Genomic DNA, 15,824 nt, shown 5'->3' on the forward strand with positions numbered 1-15,824 from the left:
ATTCCCGGCGAACGCCGGGAGGGCGGGCGCGTAGGCGCCTATCTACCTTGTGACCTCCAGCGACGGATCGTCCGCTCGAGGATCGCTTCCTCGCCGCCGACTTCGCACCACAGCTCGGAGAAGAGCGGGTCGTCCGAAGCAGGGCGCTTGGCCGGATCGAGATCGTCGAACAACAGCCGCACGGGGGTCGCCACGCCCTCGCCTACCGCGATGCACTCCCGATTTCGCAGCGCGGGGATCGCGTCGAGGAATCCCCGCGCGCCTTCCGGCATCGCCGCACGGACAAAGGCCTGGTCGCGCTCGTTGTTGAGCCGCATCGACAGGATGGTGCCGCACTGGGAGAGCACGCCCTCGGCAAGGTCCGATGGCCGCTGGGTAATCAGCCCCAGCGAGACACCGTATTTGCGTCCTTCCTTGGCGATGCGGCTGAGGATCCGCCCGACCGACGAGCCATCGGCATTGCGCTCGTTGGGCACATAGCGATGCGCCTCTTCGCACACGAGCAGCACCGGCCGCTTCGCTTCGCCGCGCGACCAGATGGCAAAATCGAACACCATCCGGCTGAGCACCGCAACCACGACCGACGTGATTTCGTTCGGCACCCCCGACACGTCGATGATCGAAATCGGCTTGCCGTCCCCTGGCAGGCGGAAGATTCGCGACAGGAACGCCGCCATCGTGTCCGCCACCAACATGCCCGAGAACATGAAGGCGTAGCGCGGGTCGCCCTTCACCTCGTCGATCTTGCCCTTCAGGCGGAGGTACGGCGCCGTATCGGTCGCCTTGTCCATCTTGCCCATGTCGAGCGTCAGCGCATTGGTCAGGTCCGAAAGCAGATACGGCACCGGCGCGTCGACCGTCAGCTTGCCGATTTCCTGCCCGATCCGGTTCTTGCCGCGCGCGGCGAGCAGGCATTTGGCGAGGATGTCGGCATCCACCTGCCGCTCGCTGCCCTCGCTGGTCAGGAACACCTCGCAATGTTCCTCGAAATTCATCAGCCAATAGGGGAGCTGCAAGTTCGAAACGTCGAACAGCGCGCCGTTCTGCTGAAAGGCGCTGCCATATTCGCCGTGCGGATCGATCATCACCACATGGCCCTGCGGCGCCAGCTCGCAGATGCGGTGCAGGATCAGCGCGGCGGAGGTGGACTTGCCGGTACCGGTGGACCCCAGCAGCGCGAAATGCTTGCCGAGCATCGCATCGATATAGAGCGCCGCACGGATGTCCTTGGTCGGATAGACGGTACCGATCTCGATGTGCGGGCGGTCGTCGGCCGCGTAGATCTGGCGCAGATCGGCGGTGGTGACAGGGAACACCTCGGCGCCCGGCGTGGGATAGCGGGTGACGCCGCGGCGGAAGCGGTACAGCTTGCCGGTCAGCTTCTCCTCGTCGCCCTCGCCGAGGAAATCGATCGCGGCGGCGACCCGCTCGCCCGAGGAATCGAGTCGCGCCGTGCGGATGCTCGCGATCAGCCAGGCGCTACCCACGCGGATCTTGACCTGCGCCCCTACCTGCCCGGCATTGGCAAGCGCGGCATCGCTGCTGCCGGCAAGCGCGTCCAGCGCGGCGAGGTCGAGCAGCACCTGGCTCGACGATCCCGCGATCTCGAAGACCGCGCCGATCGCGCGAGGCGCCATGGGCGCTCGCCCGGCCGACGAGCCGATGCCCGCCGTTTCATTCTCGAACCCACCAACGCGGAACTGGCCTTCCATCGCGCATCCCCCAAAAAGGCGGTCGCAGCATGCATGGGTCCGGTAAATTTTACGTTTGCTGCACGATCAGAAGCGCCGCCACAGCGCCCCCGCCCCCCAGCCGAACAGGAACGAGACGCCAACGGCGACCAGCCCATAGGCGATCGCGTGCTGGTCCGCGCTCGTCGCAACGAAACGCTCGAAGCCGGACTTGCGGATCTCGATCGGCCGAACCGCCGCCGCGAGGACGCGGCCGTCGCGGATCAGGAAGGTCTCCGCAGTGAAGCGCCCCACCGGCACGCGCGCAGGGATGGTCAGCCGCGCGCGATAGAGCACGCCGCCGGTGATCTCAACCGCACCCGGCGCTTCGTAGAACAGGCCATTGCGCTTCTTCAGGTCGACGAGACCGCTGTCGAAGCGCTGCTGAATCTGCGGCGCGGCGCCCGACGCGGGAGAAAGCTGGAGACTGTCCAGTCCCAGTTCGTAGATCGCGCGCGTCCGATCGTCGACCAGCTTGCGGATCGGCCGAGAGGAGGCGATCGCGTAGAAGCTCGGCGCCGAGCGATAGCGCATCTGCGCCGCGTTTACCCAGATGCCCGCTACCTTCGACTTTTCGCGAACCACCACGGATTCGGTCGGTCCCTTGATCACCACGACGATGTCGGCCGGCCGCTCCCCCTCGCCGGGCGCCCGCCCGCCGGGATAGAGGATCGCGCCGAACAGCAGGAGCTCGGCGCCGGTGAAGCTGTAGGCGATCTCGATGTCGCGCTGGGAAACGTCGGGCACCAGCTCGGGCTTGGCCTGACCCATCAGCAGGGGCGCGAACAGCGCCGGCGCCCAGGCGCGTCTCACGCAGCCCCCACCGAATAGATTTCGTCCGGGCGCCAGGCGAGCCCGAGCAGCATCCGCGCCGCCACCGCAAGCACGATCACCGCAAGCAGCAGACGCAGATATTCGGGCTTGGCCTTGGCGGCGAAACGCGCGCCCAGTTGCGCGCCGATCACCGATCCCAGCAGCAACAGGATCGCGAGCACGATGTCGACCGCCTTGGTCGTCGTCGCATGCACCATCGTCGCCACGGCGGTGGTAAACAGGGTCTGGAACAGCGAGGTGCCGACCACCGTCTGCGTCCCCATGCCCAGGATATAGAGCATCGCCGGCACCAGAATGAATCCGCCGCCGACCCCCAGCAGCATCGTCAGCACGCCGACGAACACGCCCAGCAGCAGCGGCGCCAGGGGCGAAATGTAGAGGCCCGAGGCGTAGAAGCGCCAGCGGAAGGGCAGCGCCGCGACCAGCGGATGGTGCCTTCGCTTTCGGGCCTTCGCTGGCCGGGCGCCGCGCGACACCCGGATCGCACCGACCGATTCGCGGGCCATCAACCCGCCGATCGAGCCGAGCAGCACGACGTAGAGAACGCCGATCACGACATCGATCTGGCCGCTGGCCTGCAGCAGCTTGAACAGCCATGCACCGAGCAGGCTGCCGAGAATGCCGCCGGTAACGAGCACCGCGCCCATCTGTACGTCCACCCCCTTGCGGCGGAAATGCGCGAACACGCCGGAAACGCTGGCGCCGGTGACCTGGCTCGCCGCCGACGCTGCCGCGACCGTGGGTGGAATGCCGTAGAAGATCAGCAGCGGCGTTGTCAGGAAGCCCCCGCCCACGCCGAACATGCCCGACAGCAGGCCCACGCCGAGCCCAAGCGCGACGATCACGATCGCGTTGACCGACAGATTGGCGATGGGAAGGTACACATCCATGCGGGCCTAGGCGTAGCGCCTTTGGGGCGGCTTGCGAAAGGGCGAAGGTGCTGATTCGCGCGGCGCTCGGCTCAGAAATCGCTGCCCAGGGTAAGCGCCACGCCCGAGCCCGGCAGCGCATCGCCGGCAACGCGCTGGCGCCAGTCGAGCGCAAGTCGCGCCTGGATGCCGCCGATCGACAGGCTTCGCACCAGCGTGGGCCCGATGTCGAGCCGCTGCGCCTCGCGCTGTGCGGCGCCCCATGCACCCAGACCGATGCTCCATCCGGCAGCACGCGCGCCGGGGAGCGGCCGGATAAGCCGCGCCGCGCCATCGGCGTACGGCTCCGCCCGATTGCGCAGGATCACGCCGGTCTGGCCATACGCCTCCAGCCGAAATCCCGCCATCGCCCTGTCTACGCCGCCAACCAGGCCGATGCCGGGCCCACCGCGCGTGCCGTCCAGCCCCACCCGTTGTTCGAGGGCGACCCGGAGCGGCGCGGCGCTGGGCCGCCATTCGATTCCGATGGCAGCTTCCGCGCCGCGGCCACGCAACGGGCCCGCGATTCGCCCATAGGCCGCCACCTGCTTCCGCGTATCAAGGGCATGGGCGATCCGAAGCCCATATTGGCTGCCGCCGATCTGCCCGGACCCCGGCGCCGCCCCGATCCCACGCCCCGGCCGGAACACGATCCAGCTGCTTCCCTGCCAGCGTTGGGTGGCCGGCCGCCAGCTTGTCTGCACCGGCGTGAGGGCAGGCCCCGCGCCGCCGGCGGAGGGTGCGGGCAAGGCAACGTCCGGGCTCGGCGCGTTGCCCCAAGCCGCCGCCGGGCCGATCAGCGCGCCGGCGCCCTGCGTGATGCTGTCACTGGCGATGGATGATGCGCGATGGAGCCGAAGCAACCTGCCGCCGTCCGGCGCTGCAGGGCCGGTCCTGCGGACCGGTACAGGCACCGGCGCCGTCCCTGCCGGCGCCTGCGCGCCGCGTGCCAGTCCCGGCAGCACCACATTCTCTGCAGGCCATAGCAGCATCGCGCGCAGCAGGATCCAGCCGGACCCTACGACGCCGACGAACCGCAGCGGCCTGCCGCGGCCTGGGCGGTTCATGCAGCGGCCGGAGCAGGATCGAATGCTGCGCCGGGAAATTGGTGCGCGGTCTTGTCCCACCGTACGGGTCCGCCGCCCAGCAGGCCCAGATAGGTCGACAGAGCGCGTCGCGCTGCCAGCAACCCGATCAGGTTCGCAACCAGCATGCGGGGCGCGGCCCAGAGCCCTTCTCGCCAACCGTGCAGCCGCGCGACGATGGCAATCCGCATGCCCAGCCGCCACGCCAGCATCGACAGGTTCAGCCCCAGCATCCAGCCGAGCAGCGCGCCCGGCGGCTGCATCGCCCCGCCGAACAGCTGATGGCAGGCGAGCGACAAGGCCCAGCACAGCGACGCAAAATAGGCGATGGCGAGCACCGGCATGGCCAGCGTCATGCGGCGGTCGCGCATGCGCATCCAATGGTCCGCCACGTCGCGCAGGCGCCCCCAGCCGGTACGGTCCCAGCCGGCCAGCGCGATCCCCGCGATCCACCGGGCTTTCTGCCGCACGGACGCGTGCACCGTCGCCGGGAAATAGGCGCGCACGGCAACCGGCGGCCCACCGGGACTCTCCGCGACGCGCACGAACGCCGTGCGGACACCCATCGCGCGCAGGATGAGCCCCAGCTCATAATCCTCGGTCAGGCTGGTCGCATCGAAGGGCACGCCGCGATCGGCGGCGATCCGCCGCAAGACGTCGCACCGGATGGCGCAGCCGACCCCGGCCAGCGGCAGGCTTGCGCCCAGCATCTGGCGCACGAGCAGCGTCGCCCCGTGCGACTGGGCGAACTCATCGAGATAATGGCCCGAGACGAGCTGCGAGCCCGGCTGGCACAAAGGCGCTACCGGAAGCTGCACCGCGCCGTGGCTGTCGATCCATCCGGCGTAAACGGCGAGTTCCAGCGGATGCACCACGTCCTCCGCATCGTGCAGCACGATCGCCTTGAAGGCTGCACCTTCCGCAACCGCATCGCGTTCCAGCGCTGCCCAGAGCGCGTTCAGACAATCGGCCTTGGTGCTGGGGCCAGGTCGCGGTCCGATCACCAGCCGCACCCGCGGATCAGACTGGCTGACGGACAAGACCGCGGCGATGGTCGCCGGATCATTGGGATAGGCCCCGACATAGATTCGGTACCGCCCCTGCTGCCAGCGCGCGAGCATCGAGCGCAGCATCGGCGCGATGACGGCGGATTCGTCCCAGGCGGGTACGAAGATTGCGAAGCGATGTGCCGAGGCCGGATCCATCCGACCGGATGGAGGCAGTCGGTGCTGCCGGCCGATCAGACAAATATACAGGAAAAACAAGTCAACGATAATGTCGTCGACACCCCCGACGGCAAGAAATATCGCCGCGAATAACGTACACTCGCGCGTCATCACATCAAGAATATTCAGGATCATCGACTCCCCCCCCGGCGCGATGTATCCGATTCGGACGTCACCACTGTTGCGATGGGGCGTCTTTCGAGCAAGTCGAACGTTTAGGGAACTAGTCCGATATTGATGCAAAAGGTACGAATGCTAACGTTGTTACAACCCGTGCGCATCCTGGTTGGCAAGATTTTCACGGAACCGGCGCGGCTCGGCGGCGTTGTGTCGGCGCAACAGGTCCTTTGGATAACCCGCAACCTGAACCGGCCGCACCTACGCATGTCGGTGCGGCCGATCTTTTATTACCAGTAGAAGCCCGGCAAGACGCGGATGACCGCACCCCGGCGGGTGTCGACGAGCAGCACGTCGTTATAATGGCGGACCCATGCCTGATACGGCGCAGGACGCGGCAGATGGTACCGCCACGGATCGCCGATCACATAGCGCGGGCCATAGTAAACGGTGCCGATCCGCGCGCCGGGCGAGAAGCGATAGTAGCGAAAGGGCGCGCCCCAATTGCCGCGGGCATATAGCGGGCGGTTGCGATCGCGCCAGGCACGCCAGTCATTTTCCGCCCAGCGGCGGTCGCGGTCGCGCAAATCCTCGCGATATTCCTGGTGCGCTTCCCGCAGGTCGCGGCGCTCTTCGCGGATCCGGCGCGGATCGCCCGACCATTGCGCGCGGCGCAGGTCGTGCTCGGCATCGCGGATGTCGCGGCGATCCTCGCGCAACTCGGCGCGCGACTGGGCCGTTGCGCTTGCCGGCACCAGCAGCGCAGGCGCCGCGATCGCCGCCAGCAGGGCGATGGGAACGAGCTTCTTCATATGCTTCTCCATCCTGATCGAACCCGCCGGTCCGAAGGCCGGCTTGGGCGGATCTATGCAGAAGCCTCGCTGAACGTTGCGAGAACGATCCGGTCAGCGCATTGAAAGCAAGTTACGGGCCCGTATTGCCGCCGCCCGCACCGCCGGCCCCCGGCGCACCGACCGTGCCGATATTGCCGAACAGATCCGAGAAGAAGCTGCGGCGGCGTCCCAGCGTCGGCGTGGTCTTGCCATAGGGGCTGATCGATGCGTCGAGCTCGACACCGGTCTGGTCGATCGACGTCACGTTGCCCGCCTGGTCGAAGCGGACGCGAAGCGTCGTCTGGCTCTTCACCTTCGGGTTGCGGAAGGCGAAATTGCTGCTGTCGCGCGAGACGTAGAACCACTCGCCTTCGTTGAACTGGCTGGTGAAGCTGGGATGGCCCAGCGTCTGCATCACCGAATCGCGCGTATCGACGCCGGGCTGCACCGACGCGACAAGGTCATGATCGATCACATAGCCCTGATGCGTCCGCACCGGCGTACAGGCGGTGGTACCGAGCACGACCAACAACGCGGCGGTGCCGAGCGTGCGAACGGGAAGCGACATCAGGATCTCCAGGCAAACACTCAGGCAACGCAAGGGCCCCCGGATTGCATCGCGGGCCGAACGCCTCAATATGCGGCAAAATGCGGCCAAACAAGGTCGCGACAGAGGAAGGCGCGAACAACGGCGATGCGAATGCTCCAGCGGCTCTTCGGGCGGACCGATCGCGGCACCGCGCCGCAGCTCTATGCGGGCGTGGTGACGCGGGGTCGGGCACCGCATTGGTACACCGACGGCGCGGTGCCGGATACGGTGGACGGCCGGTTCGACATGATCGCGGCAATCCTCTGCATGGTGCTGCTGCGACTGGAAATTGAACCTGCCGGTATCGCTCCCAGCACCGCCGTCGCCGAATGCTTCATCGACGACATGGATGGCCAGCTGCGCGAGATCGGCATCGGCGATATCATCGTCGGCAAGCATATCGGCCGGATGATGGGCATGCTGGGCGGCCGGCTCGGCGCCTATCGCACCGGCCTGGCCGAGGGGAGCCTCGCCCCAGCGCTGGTCCGCAACCTCTACCGCGGCGAAGCGCCTTCGCCTGCCGCACTCACCCATGTCGAAGCGCGCCTTCGCGCCTTTCGCGAGGCGCTGGCGGCGATGCCGATCGAGCGCGTGATCGCAGGAGACCTACCCGAATGACTCACCCCGAATTTTCCCGCCCGCACCGGCTCGACCAGATCGGTGCCGGCGAAAGCGAGGTCCGCATCGCCGCAGACGACGCCGAGCGCGCGGCGCTCAGCCGTCGCTTCGGCCTGAAGACGATCGAAAAGCTCGAGGCCGTCTATCATCTGCGTCGCGACCCGCAGGGTGTGATGGCCCGAGGCCACCTCTCCGCGCGTCTGACCCAGGCCTGCGTCGTCACGGGCGATTCGCTGCTTGCCAAGGTCGAGCAGGATTTCGCCATCCGCTTCCTTCCCGAACCGACGGCCGGCGGCGGCGAGGATGAGGTCGAGCTGACCGAGGACGAGTGCGATACCGTCTTCTATGCGGGCGGGACGATCGATCTCGGAGAGGCCGCGGCGGAAACGATGGCGCTGGAGCTGGATCCCTATCCCCGCGGCCCCCGCGCCGCCGAAGTACTGCGCGCGGCGGGCGTGAAGAGCGAGGACGAAGCGACGCCGGTCAATGCGCTCGCCGGCTTGAAGGACCTGCTCGCCAAGAAGTAAGGCGGCGAGGCCGGGTGGCGATGAGGCCACCCGCCAGCAACAGCCCGATCGCCAGCGCGGCCAGCGACCCGGCCGCGAACCAATCGCCGCGGACGACGAAATGTCCCAGCGGCGTGCGCCAGTCCCGCTGCCCCGCCCAATAGGGAAGCACGATCAACCCACGCAGTACGAACAGCACCGCCACCGCCGCCAGCACCGCGCGGCGAGGGCGCTGCGAGACCGGCGGAAGGCACGCCACAGCCAGCCCTGCCAGCGCAGCCGCGATCGCCAGCGTGCCGATCGGTGCGGACCAGCCCCCTGCAGCGCGCGCCGCGACGATTGAAGGCGGCGCCCCGAGCCAGGCCATCCAGGCCGGGCCACCCCAATAGGCGAGCAGATGGATGCCCGCGCCGACGAGCAGGCTGAGGCGCGCGAGACGGAACGCAAGAACGCCGGCGGCAGGTGTATTACCCATGCAACTCACGCTATCCGATCGGCCCGCAGATGCAAGCCTGTCAGCGTCCGGTTCCGATCCCCCGCGCCAGCAGCTGCGCAACAACTTCAGCAATTGCCTCGGGCGGCGTACCTTCGTCCCAGACGCTGTAGCGCAGGCCCAGGAAAACGTTCATCCCCATGATCGCCCAGGCATGGATCTCGCTCACATCGTCGCGAATCTCGCCACGCTCCGCTCCCGCGCGGAGGCGGGCGGCGATGCGCTCCGCCGTGCTGGCATAATGATGGCGAAAGCTGGCCGGATCGACGAATTCCGCCTCGTCGACGATGCGATAGATCTCCTTGTGCTCGCGGGCGAAGCGGATGAAGGCGAGCAGCGCCGCACGCTCGGCATCAATCTGGTCGCGGGCGCCGCGCAGCGCCGGGCCGACATGTTCGCGCACCTGATCGCTCATGTCTCTGACGAGCGCGCGGAACACGGCGTCCTTCGAATCGAAATAGGTGTAGAAGCTGCCGAGCGCCACGCCGGCGCGCCGCGTAATCCCGCTGATCGATCCCTCGTGAAAGCCCTTCTCGCCGAACTCGGCGGCGGCGGCGTCGAGAATCGCCCGCAGGGTGCGGCGGCCGCGCTCGGTGCGCGGCACCTTGGCGTCGTTCGCGGACGCGGCTCCATCGCTCACGGAAGTGGCTGAAACGCCACGCTCTTCCGGCTTCATCCGCCTCCCCTTCCAATCCCAAGTTGAAACCCGGTTCAGGTTTCAGTATAGCTTCCGGCAACGGCTTACAACCCGCGTTCAAGATGGGTTGCACCAGGGGAGGATTACCATGTCACGGCACGATTCCGTTCGTATCGCCCTGCTCGCCAGCGCGGCGCTGCTTTTCGCCCCTCCCGTCTTCGCGCAGGACAGCGCCGCTCCGGCTGGCGCCGCCGCGGCCGAGACCGCGCAGACCGATGGGGAAATCATCGTCACCGCCCGCCGCCGCGAGGAAAGCCTGATCGACGTTCCGATCTCTCTTTCGGTCGTCTCGGGCGACACGCTGCTCGCCAAGGGCGCGCCGGACATCACCGCGCTGCAGGACATTACGCCGAACCTCACATTGCAGGTGGCGCGCGGCTCCAACTCCACGCTGATCGCGTTCAGCCGCGGCGTCGGCCAGCAGGACCCGCTCTGGGGCTTCGAGCCGGGCGTCGCGCTCTATATCGACGACGTCTATGTCGCCCGGCCGCAGAACGCGGTGCTCGACGTGTTCGACGTGCAGCGGGTGGAGGTGCTGCGCGGGCCGCAGGGCACGCTGTACGGCCGCAACACGATCGGCGGCGCGATCAAATATGTCACGAAGCGGCTGGGCAACGAGTTCCACGCCACGGCCCGCGCCGCCTATGGCAGCTACAACCAGGTCGATCTGGTCGGCACGGTCACCGTGCCGCTGACGGATACGCTGTCGGTCGGAGGCGCCGTGGCACGCTATTGGCGCGACGGCTATGGCCGCAACCTTAACACCGGCGTCGACCAGTATAACAAGGACGTGGTCTCCGGCCGCGTCTCGGCGGAGTTCGCGCCGCGCGACGGATTCTTCTTCCGCGTCGCCGCCGATCGCACGGTCGACCACTCCAATCCGCGCCATGGCCATCGGCTTGCCGGCAATGCCGGGCTTGCCGTCTACCAGCCGGCGGGCAGCGTCTATGACACCAATGCCGGATCGGGCGACACCAATCGCGTGATGAGCCAGGGCATCTCCGCAACGGGAGAGATCGCGCTCACCGGCGAACTCACCTTCAAGACGATCAGCGCGTGGCGCAACGGCAATACCAGCGGCACGATCGACTTCGACAACACGCCGCTGCCGACGCTGGACGTACCCGCTTATTATCAGGACCGGCAGTTCACCCAAGAGCTGCAGCTGCTCTACACCGGCGGCCGCCTGCAGGGCGTGGCCGGGCTCTACTATCTCAATGCGCGCGCGTCGGGCGCGTTCGACACCGTGGTCGGGGCGATCAACACGTCGATCCTCACTTCGGGCACCGTCGACACCAAGAGCTACGCCGCCTTCGGCGACCTCAGCTACAACCTTACCGACAAGCTGAAGCTGTCCGCCGGGCTGCGCTACACCAAGGACGACAAGACCGGCACGGTGTATCGCCAGAACTTCACCGGCATCCGCAGCCCCCGCTTCGGCAATGCCGCGGCGGTGCCGGGACTGGTCCGCACCAACTATACCAACAGCCGCGATTTCGAGCAGGCGACCCCGCGCGTCTCGCTCAGCTACGAGCCGCGCCGCGACCTCAACCTCTATGCGAGCTGGGGCAAGGGTTTCAAATCGGGCGGGTTCGACATGCGCGGCGACGCGGTGCTCACGCCCACCACGGTCAATGGCTACCAGCCCGAGAAGATCGATTCCTACGAAGTCGGCATGAAAGGCGCGTTCCTCGACCGCCGCTTCTTCCTCAACCTCGCCGGCTATTATTCGAACTATCGCGACCAGCAGGTGACGATCCAGGCGCCGGCCGCCGGCGGCGGCATCGCCAGCTTCGTGGACAATGCCGGCAAGGCGAAAATCTGGGGCTTCGAGGCGGAAGCCCGCATGGTGCCCTCGCGCCATTTCTCGTCCAGCCTGGTCGTCGGCTACACCCATGCCGAGTACAAGAAGTTCCTTACCTATATCGGCGGCGGGACCACGCCGGTGGACGTTTCCAACCAGCGCGTGTTCCAGAACACCCCCCGCTGGACGGTGAACGCCTCGGCCACCTGGTCCGAGGATCTGGCCGGCGGCACCATCGCCTTCACGCCCGCGGTTTCGCTGCGCAGCGACATCTCGATGTTCGAATATGCCTCGCCGCTCGATCAGGACGGCTATGCCCTGGTCGAGGCCAGCCTCAACTGGACTTCGGCCGGCGGGCGCTACCGCATCGGCGTCGCCGGTCGGAACCTTACCGACGAACGCTACCGCGTCGGCGGCTATTACTTCCCCGGCGCGCTCTACGGCAATTCGATCATCGGCTATTACGGCCCGCCGCGCACGGTGACCGGCACCTTCGAACTGCGCTTCTGAGAGCAGCATCTTCCTGTCGCGAGCGGCGGACGTGCGGGGCGGGGCTGAAACCTCCCCGCACTTCCGCTACGCCACCCGCTTCCAATCCTCTCCCGCCCTGGAGAGAGGGGAGCAGTTCGGAGAGCTTCACCATGCCGGCATCTCCCGCCCGTCCCGCAGCGCCGCGCGGCCTCGTCCTCGCGATGCTGCTGCTGGTCTATATCTTCAACTTCCTCGACCGGCAGATCCTGTCGATCCTCGCCCAGCCGGTGAAGGCGGATCTGGGGCTCGACGACGGGCAGCTCGGCATGCTCGGCGGCTTCGCCTTCGCCCTGCTCTATTCCACCCTCGCCATCCCGCTGGCGATGCTGGCGGACCGCACCAGCCGGAGCTGGGTGATCGCGGTTTCCCTGGGCGTGTGGAGCGCCTTCACCGCGCTGTGCGGCACGGCGCACAGCTTCACGACCATGTTTCTCTACCGCCTCGGCGTCGGTGTCGGCGAAGCCGGCGGTGTCGCGCCCAGCTACGCGCTGATCGCCGATGCCTATCCCGCCGCGCGTCGCTCCCGCGCGCTCTCCGTCTATTCGCTGGGCATTCCCCTTGGCTCGGCCGGCGGCGCGCTGCTCGGCGGCTATATCGCGCAGACGGTGGAGTGGCGCACGGCATTTATCGCCGTCGGGCTGATCGGGTTGGTGATCGTGCTGCCGTTCAAATGGATCGTCCGCGATCCGCCGCGCGCCGCCGCCGCGAAGGATGCAGCACCGCCCAGCCACGTCTTCCGCATTCTCGCCGCAAAGCCGAGCTTCTGGCTGCTCGCCTTCGGTGCGGCGGCGGGATCGATGTGCGGCTATGGCGTGGCCTTCTGGCTGCCGAGCCTCATCCTCCGCAGCTTCCAGCTCAACCTCGCGCAGGTCGGTCAGTTCTTTGGGGGCCTGCTGCTCACCGGCGGCGTCGCCGGCATCCTGCTCGGCGGCTGGCTCGGCGACCGGCTGGGCCAGCGCGACCGCAAATGGTACGCGCTCGCCCCGGCGATCAGCTATGTCCTCGGCCTGCCGCTGTTCGTGGCCGGGGTGCTGGCGCAAAGCTGGCAGGCGGCGTTCCTGCTGTTCCTGGTGCCGCAGGCCCTCGTCTATGTGTGGCTCGGGCCCGTCCTCACCGCCGTCCAGCATCTCGTGCCGCCCCACATGCGCGCCACTGCCTCGGCCTCGTTCCTGCTGATCAACAATCTGATCGGACTGGGCCTGGGCAGCTGGGCGATCGGCCTGCTCTCCAAGCAGCTCGCGCCGACCTATGGGGCCGCGGAAGGCTTGCGCTACGCGATTGCCGCGGGGCTCGGGCTGTATCTCGTCGCCGCCGTCCTGATGGCGCTGGCGAGCGGCCGGCTACGCCGCGACTGGGTCGATTGACGCCGCGATTCCCGCGCGGACGTGGTTACCTCTATAATAACCACATGAGCTATACCCCGACCGACCTCGTCAAAGCCGAGAAGAATGTGGTGCTCGCGGAGCGCCACATTGCCGCCCAGCAGGAAGTGCTCGCCATGATGCGCGCCGCCGGCAGCCCCACCGAGGGCGCGCAGGAACTGCTCGCCAAGTTCGAAGCCGATCTCGGCCGCGCCGAGCGAATCCGCGACTGGATCGCCAGCGGTCTGGGCGAGCGCGGACGGGAACATCGCGTGGCGGCCTGAGCCGCCCCGCTTACCGTTCGCGCGTCGCGGCGAACTTCACCTGGTTGTAGCGCTCGGCGATATAGCCGACTTCCCAGGCCGACTTGGCCAGGAAGACGGGATTGCCGTCGCGATCCTTGGCGAGCGCGCCGCGATTCAGGTCCAGGAATTCCTTGAGCGCGGCCGGGTCCTCGGCCGAAATCCAGCGCGCGGTGTCATAGGGCGAAGGCTCGAGCACCGCGCCGACCTTGTATTCCGCATCGAGCCGGCTGAGCAGCACGTCGAGCTGCAGCTGGCCGACCACGCCGATGATCCAGTTCGACCCGATCTCCGGATAGAAGACCTGGATCACGCCCTCTTCGGAGAGGTCGTCCAGCGCCTTGCGGAGCTGCTTGGTCTTGGTCGGGTCCTTCAGCGCCACGCGGCGCAGGATTTCCGGCGCGAAATTGGGCAGCCCGGTGAACCGCACCCCCGCCCGCTCGGACAGCGTATCGCCCACCCGCAGCGTGCCGTGGTTGGGGATGCCGATGATGTCGCCCGGAAAAGCCTCGTCCGCCAGCTCGCGCTCGCGGGCGAAGAACAGGATCGGCGAGTGGATCGCGATCGGCTTGCCATGGCCCGTCGGCGTCAGCTTCATGCCGCGCTTGAACGTGCCCGACACCAGCCGCATGAACGCGATGCGGTCACGGTGGTTGGGATCCATATTCGCCTGGACCTTGAACACGAAGCCGGTCACCTCGTCGCGGGTCGGCTCGACCGGCGCGGGCTCGGCCGGCAACGCGTGCGGCGGGGGCGCGAACTCGGCGATCGCGGCGATCAGCGAATCCACGCCGAACTCCTTCAGCGCCGAGCCGAAATAGACCGGCGTCATGTCGCCGTTGCGATAGGCTTCCCCGTCGAACTCGGCATAGCCGGCCTGCGCCAGCTCGACATCCTCGCGCAGCTTGGCGAGATTGTCGGCCGAGACGATCGCATCGAGCTGCGGATCGTCGACACCGCTGGTCTGGATCACCTTGCCGTGAAACTCGCGGCTGTCGCCCTCGGGGAGCAGCAGGCGCTTGGTGGCGAGATCGTAGATCCCCTCGAAGGTGCCGCCCATGCCCACGGGCCATGTCATCGGCACCACGTCGAGCTGGAGCAGCTCAGCCACTTCGTCCAGCGTCGCGAACACCTCGCGGCCCTCGCGGTCGACCTTGTTGACGAAGGTGATGATCGGCACGTTGCGCAGGCGGCAGACCTCGAACAGCTTGCGCGTCTGGCTCTCGATGCCCTTGGCGACGTCGATCACCATCACCGCGGAGTCGACTGCGGTCAGCGTGCGGTAGGTGTCTTCCGAGAAGTCCTCGTGGCCCGGCGTGTCGAGCAGGTTGAAGGTGATCCCGTCACGCTCGAACGTCATCACCGAGCTGGTGACCGAGATGCCGCGCTGCTGCTCGATCTTCATCCAGTCCGAGCGCGCGCGCCGCGCCTGGCCGCGCGCCTTCACTTCGCCGGCAAGGTGAATCGCGCCGCCAAACAGCAGCAGCTTTTCGGTGAGCGTGGTCTTGCCCGCGTCCGGGTGCGAGATGATGGCGAACGTACGACGATCGGAGGGGGACATGCGGGTGCTTCGAACGGAGGGGAGAATCGCGACGCCTTAGTCGGTGGCGGGGTTTTTATCCAGCAGGGAGTGGACATCGCGCGCACCGTGCAGAACGCGGAGGATCGTCAGCCGCTCGCCCATCACGCGGTAGTACAGGCCATAGCCGCGGTAGCTGCGGCGCCGGATGTTCTTCGCGCGGATGCCATCCACGATGGGATAGCCGCGCGGCGCATCGAGCAAGGCTTCGCCCACCGTGGTAAGCCCGTCGATGAACCGCAGCGCCATCGCCGGATCGTCGGCAGCAATATGGAGAAGGATGTCGGTCAGATCATCCCGCGCGGTCTGCGACCAACGAAGAATCATGCCGCGGAGCGTTTGCTCAGCTGGCGATGCAGATGGTCGAGAAGTTCTTCGGTGCCTATAAGCCGGCCGGCTTTTTCATCGGCAATCCCGGCCTCGATCGCAGTATCGAGCGCGTCCAGCTGCCGATTATGCGCCACGACGAGGCGCGCGCCCTCTTCCAACAGCGCGCTGCGAGAGGCGAAGCGACCGCTGGCAACGAGATCGGCCACGACCTTTTCGAGTTCCGGACCGAGATCGACGTCCTTTGCCATGCGCAGAAGATACGCCTTCCGGCACCGCCCCGC

Annotated in this window: 17 protein-coding genes; 5 read left to right on the top strand and 12 right to left on the bottom strand. The window is 67.3% G+C overall.

Translation table 11 applies throughout. The features are described from left to right. Positions 1 to 38 precede the first annotated feature (38 nt). The 7 genes from A7X12_RS06510 to A7X12_RS06540 form a co-directional block, all read right to left on the bottom strand. Positions 39 to 1,637 (bottom strand): ATP-binding protein, encoded by a 1,599-nt coding sequence (locus tag A7X12_RS06510; RefSeq protein WP_064310900.1) that lies wholly within the window; start codon positions 1,635 to 1,637, stop codon positions 39 to 41. A gap of 141 nt (positions 1,638 to 1,778) precedes the next feature. Then, on the bottom strand, positions 1,779 to 2,501 hold the full coding sequence (locus A7X12_RS06515; protein WP_157105519.1) for a TIGR02186 family protein: 723 nt from the start codon (positions 2,499 to 2,501) through the stop codon (positions 1,779 to 1,781). A gap of 38 nt (positions 2,502 to 2,539) precedes the next feature. Next, positions 2,540 to 3,454 (bottom strand): sulfite exporter TauE/SafE family protein, encoded by a 915-nt coding sequence (locus tag A7X12_RS06520; RefSeq protein ID WP_064310838.1) that lies wholly within the window; start codon positions 3,452 to 3,454, stop codon positions 2,540 to 2,542. 71 nt (positions 3,455 to 3,525) lie between these two features. Beyond that, positions 3,526 to 4,539, bottom strand: a complete 1,014-nt coding sequence (locus A7X12_RS25415) for a hypothetical protein (RefSeq protein WP_157105515.1) — start codon at positions 4,537 to 4,539, stop codon at positions 3,526 to 3,528. Continuing rightward, positions 4,536 to 5,918 (bottom strand): glycosyl transferase family protein, encoded by a 1,383-nt coding sequence (locus A7X12_RS06530; RefSeq protein WP_084445157.1) that lies wholly within the window; start codon positions 5,916 to 5,918, stop codon positions 4,536 to 4,538. The genes A7X12_RS25415 and A7X12_RS06530 overlap by 4 nt, the downstream gene beginning before the upstream one ends. 272 nt (positions 5,919 to 6,190) lie before the next feature. After that, on the bottom strand, positions 6,191 to 6,712 hold the full coding sequence (locus A7X12_RS06535) for an RcnB family protein (protein ID WP_064310902.1): 522 nt from the start codon (positions 6,710 to 6,712) through the stop codon (positions 6,191 to 6,193). Between the two features lie 112 nt (positions 6,713 to 6,824). After that, positions 6,825 to 7,301 (bottom strand): outer membrane protein assembly factor BamE, encoded by a 477-nt coding sequence (locus A7X12_RS06540; protein WP_064310840.1) that lies wholly within the window; start codon positions 7,299 to 7,301, stop codon positions 6,825 to 6,827. A gap of 126 nt (positions 7,302 to 7,427) precedes the next feature. Here A7X12_RS06540 and A7X12_RS06545 point away from each other — a divergent pair, with 126 nt between their 5' ends. Continuing rightward, entirely contained in the window at positions 7,428 to 7,940 is a 513-nt protein-coding gene (locus A7X12_RS06545) for a ubiquinol-cytochrome C chaperone family protein (protein ID WP_064310841.1), read from the top strand. Then, positions 7,937 to 8,467: a YceD family protein gene (locus tag A7X12_RS06550; RefSeq protein WP_064310842.1), complete on the top strand. Its 531-nt coding sequence runs from the start codon at positions 7,937 to 7,939 to the stop codon at positions 8,465 to 8,467. Before A7X12_RS06545 ends, A7X12_RS06550 begins: the two co-directional genes overlap by 4 nt. On the opposite strand, the gene A7X12_RS06555 is transcribed toward A7X12_RS06550, so the two are convergent. Both A7X12_RS06555 and A7X12_RS06560 read right to left on the bottom strand, forming a co-directional pair. Beyond that, positions 8,424 to 8,921 carry a hypothetical protein gene (locus A7X12_RS06555; RefSeq protein ID WP_064310843.1) on the bottom strand — a complete coding sequence of 166 codons (498 nt, stop codon included), beginning with the start codon at positions 8,919 to 8,921 and terminating at the stop codon, positions 8,424 to 8,426. The genes A7X12_RS06550 and A7X12_RS06555 overlap by 44 nt on opposite strands. Positions 8,922 to 8,961: 40 nt before the next feature. After that, the gene (locus A7X12_RS06560) at positions 8,962 to 9,615 is read right to left on the bottom strand and encodes a TetR/AcrR family transcriptional regulator (RefSeq protein ID WP_064310844.1); all 654 of its coding nucleotides are present in this window, start codon (positions 9,613 to 9,615) and stop codon (positions 8,962 to 8,964) included. A 109-nt stretch (positions 9,616 to 9,724) separates the two neighbouring features. On the opposite strand from A7X12_RS06560, the gene A7X12_RS06565 reads away from it, so the two are divergent. The 3 genes from A7X12_RS06565 to A7X12_RS06575 all read left to right on the top strand — a co-directional run bounded on the left by A7X12_RS06565 (position 9,725) and on the right by A7X12_RS06575 (position 13,616). Beyond that, entirely contained in the window at positions 9,725 to 11,950 is a 2,226-nt protein-coding gene (locus A7X12_RS06565; RefSeq protein WP_064310845.1) for a TonB-dependent receptor, read from the top strand. Positions 11,951 to 12,081: 131 nt separating this feature from the next. After that, entirely contained in the window at positions 12,082 to 13,335 is a 1,254-nt protein-coding gene (locus A7X12_RS06570; protein WP_064310846.1) for a spinster family MFS transporter, read from the top strand. A 44-nt stretch (positions 13,336 to 13,379) separates the two neighbouring features. Then, entirely contained in the window at positions 13,380 to 13,616 is a 237-nt protein-coding gene (locus A7X12_RS06575; RefSeq protein WP_064310847.1) for a hypothetical protein, read from the top strand. 10 nt (positions 13,617 to 13,626) lie between these two features. Here A7X12_RS06575 and A7X12_RS06580 read toward each other — a convergent pair whose 3' ends face one another. The 3 genes from A7X12_RS06580 to A7X12_RS06590 are packed head-to-tail and all read right to left on the bottom strand — an operon-like array spanning position 13,627 to position 15,791. Then, complete coding sequence (locus A7X12_RS06580; protein WP_064310848.1) at positions 13,627 to 15,195, bottom strand: peptide chain release factor 3; 1,569 nt, start codon at positions 15,193 to 15,195, stop codon at positions 13,627 to 13,629. A gap of 36 nt (positions 15,196 to 15,231) precedes the next feature. Further along, a complete protein-coding gene (locus A7X12_RS06585) occupies positions 15,232 to 15,540 on the bottom strand; it encodes a type II toxin-antitoxin system RelE/ParE family toxin (RefSeq protein ID WP_064310849.1) in 309 nt (102 codons plus the stop codon). Beyond that, a complete protein-coding gene (locus A7X12_RS06590) occupies positions 15,537 to 15,791 on the bottom strand; it encodes a ribbon-helix-helix domain-containing protein (RefSeq protein ID WP_064310850.1) in 255 nt (84 codons plus the stop codon). The genes A7X12_RS06585 and A7X12_RS06590 overlap by 4 nt, the downstream gene beginning before the upstream one ends. Between the last annotated feature and the right edge of the window lie 33 nt (positions 15,792 to 15,824).

The organism is Sphingomonas sp. TDK1, from assembly GCF_001650735.1.
GTDB lineage: Bacteria > Pseudomonadota > Alphaproteobacteria > Sphingomonadales > Sphingomonadaceae > Sphingomonas.

Bases quoted from the DNA above. Each gene is read 5' to 3' on its own strand.
- A7X12_RS06540 (WP_064310840.1), bottom strand. From the start codon at position 7,301: ATGTCGCTTCCCGTTCGCACGCTCGGCACCGCCGCGTTGTTGGTCGTG.
- A7X12_RS06530 (WP_084445157.1), bottom strand. From the start codon at position 5,918: ATGATCCTGAATATTCTTGATGTGATGACGCGCGAGTGTACGTTATTC.
- A7X12_RS06555 (WP_064310843.1), bottom strand. From the start codon at position 8,921: ATGGGTAATACACCTGCCGCCGGCGTTCTTGCGTTCCGTCTCGCGCGC.
- A7X12_RS06550 (WP_064310842.1), top strand. From the start codon at position 7,937: ATGACTCACCCCGAATTTTCCCGCCCGCACCGGCTCGACCAGATCGGT.
- A7X12_RS06585 (WP_064310849.1), bottom strand. From the start codon at position 15,540: ATGATTCTTCGTTGGTCGCAGACCGCGCGGGATGATCTGACCGACATC.
- A7X12_RS06590 (WP_064310850.1), bottom strand. From the start codon at position 15,791: ATGGCAAAGGACGTCGATCTCGGTCCGGAACTCGAAAAGGTCGTGGCC.
- A7X12_RS06570 (WP_064310846.1), top strand. From the start codon at position 12,082: ATGCCGGCATCTCCCGCCCGTCCCGCAGCGCCGCGCGGCCTCGTCCTC.
- A7X12_RS06575 (WP_064310847.1), top strand. From the start codon at position 13,380: ATGAGCTATACCCCGACCGACCTCGTCAAAGCCGAGAAGAATGTGGTG.
- A7X12_RS06545 (WP_064310841.1), top strand. From the start codon at position 7,428: ATGCGAATGCTCCAGCGGCTCTTCGGGCGGACCGATCGCGGCACCGCG.
- A7X12_RS06560 (WP_064310844.1), bottom strand. From the start codon at position 9,615: ATGAAGCCGGAAGAGCGTGGCGTTTCAGCCACTTCCGTGAGCGATGGA.
- A7X12_RS06580 (WP_064310848.1), bottom strand. From the start codon at position 15,195: ATGTCCCCCTCCGATCGTCGTACGTTCGCCATCATCTCGCACCCGGAC.
- A7X12_RS06565 (WP_064310845.1), top strand. From the start codon at position 9,725: ATGTCACGGCACGATTCCGTTCGTATCGCCCTGCTCGCCAGCGCGGCG.
- A7X12_RS06510 (WP_064310900.1), bottom strand. From the start codon at position 1,637: ATGGCGCCTCGCGCGATCGGCGCGGTCTTCGAGATCGCGGGATCGTCG.
- A7X12_RS06520 (WP_064310838.1), bottom strand. From the start codon at position 3,454: ATGGATGTGTACCTTCCCATCGCCAATCTGTCGGTCAACGCGATCGTG.
- A7X12_RS25415 (WP_157105515.1), bottom strand. From the start codon at position 4,539: ATGAACCGCCCAGGCCGCGGCAGGCCGCTGCGGTTCGTCGGCGTCGTA.
- A7X12_RS06515 (WP_157105519.1), bottom strand. From the start codon at position 2,501: ATGGGTCAGGCCAAGCCCGAGCTGGTGCCCGACGTTTCCCAGCGCGAC.
- A7X12_RS06535 (WP_064310902.1), bottom strand. From the start codon at position 6,712: ATGAAGAAGCTCGTTCCCATCGCCCTGCTGGCGGCGATCGCGGCGCCT.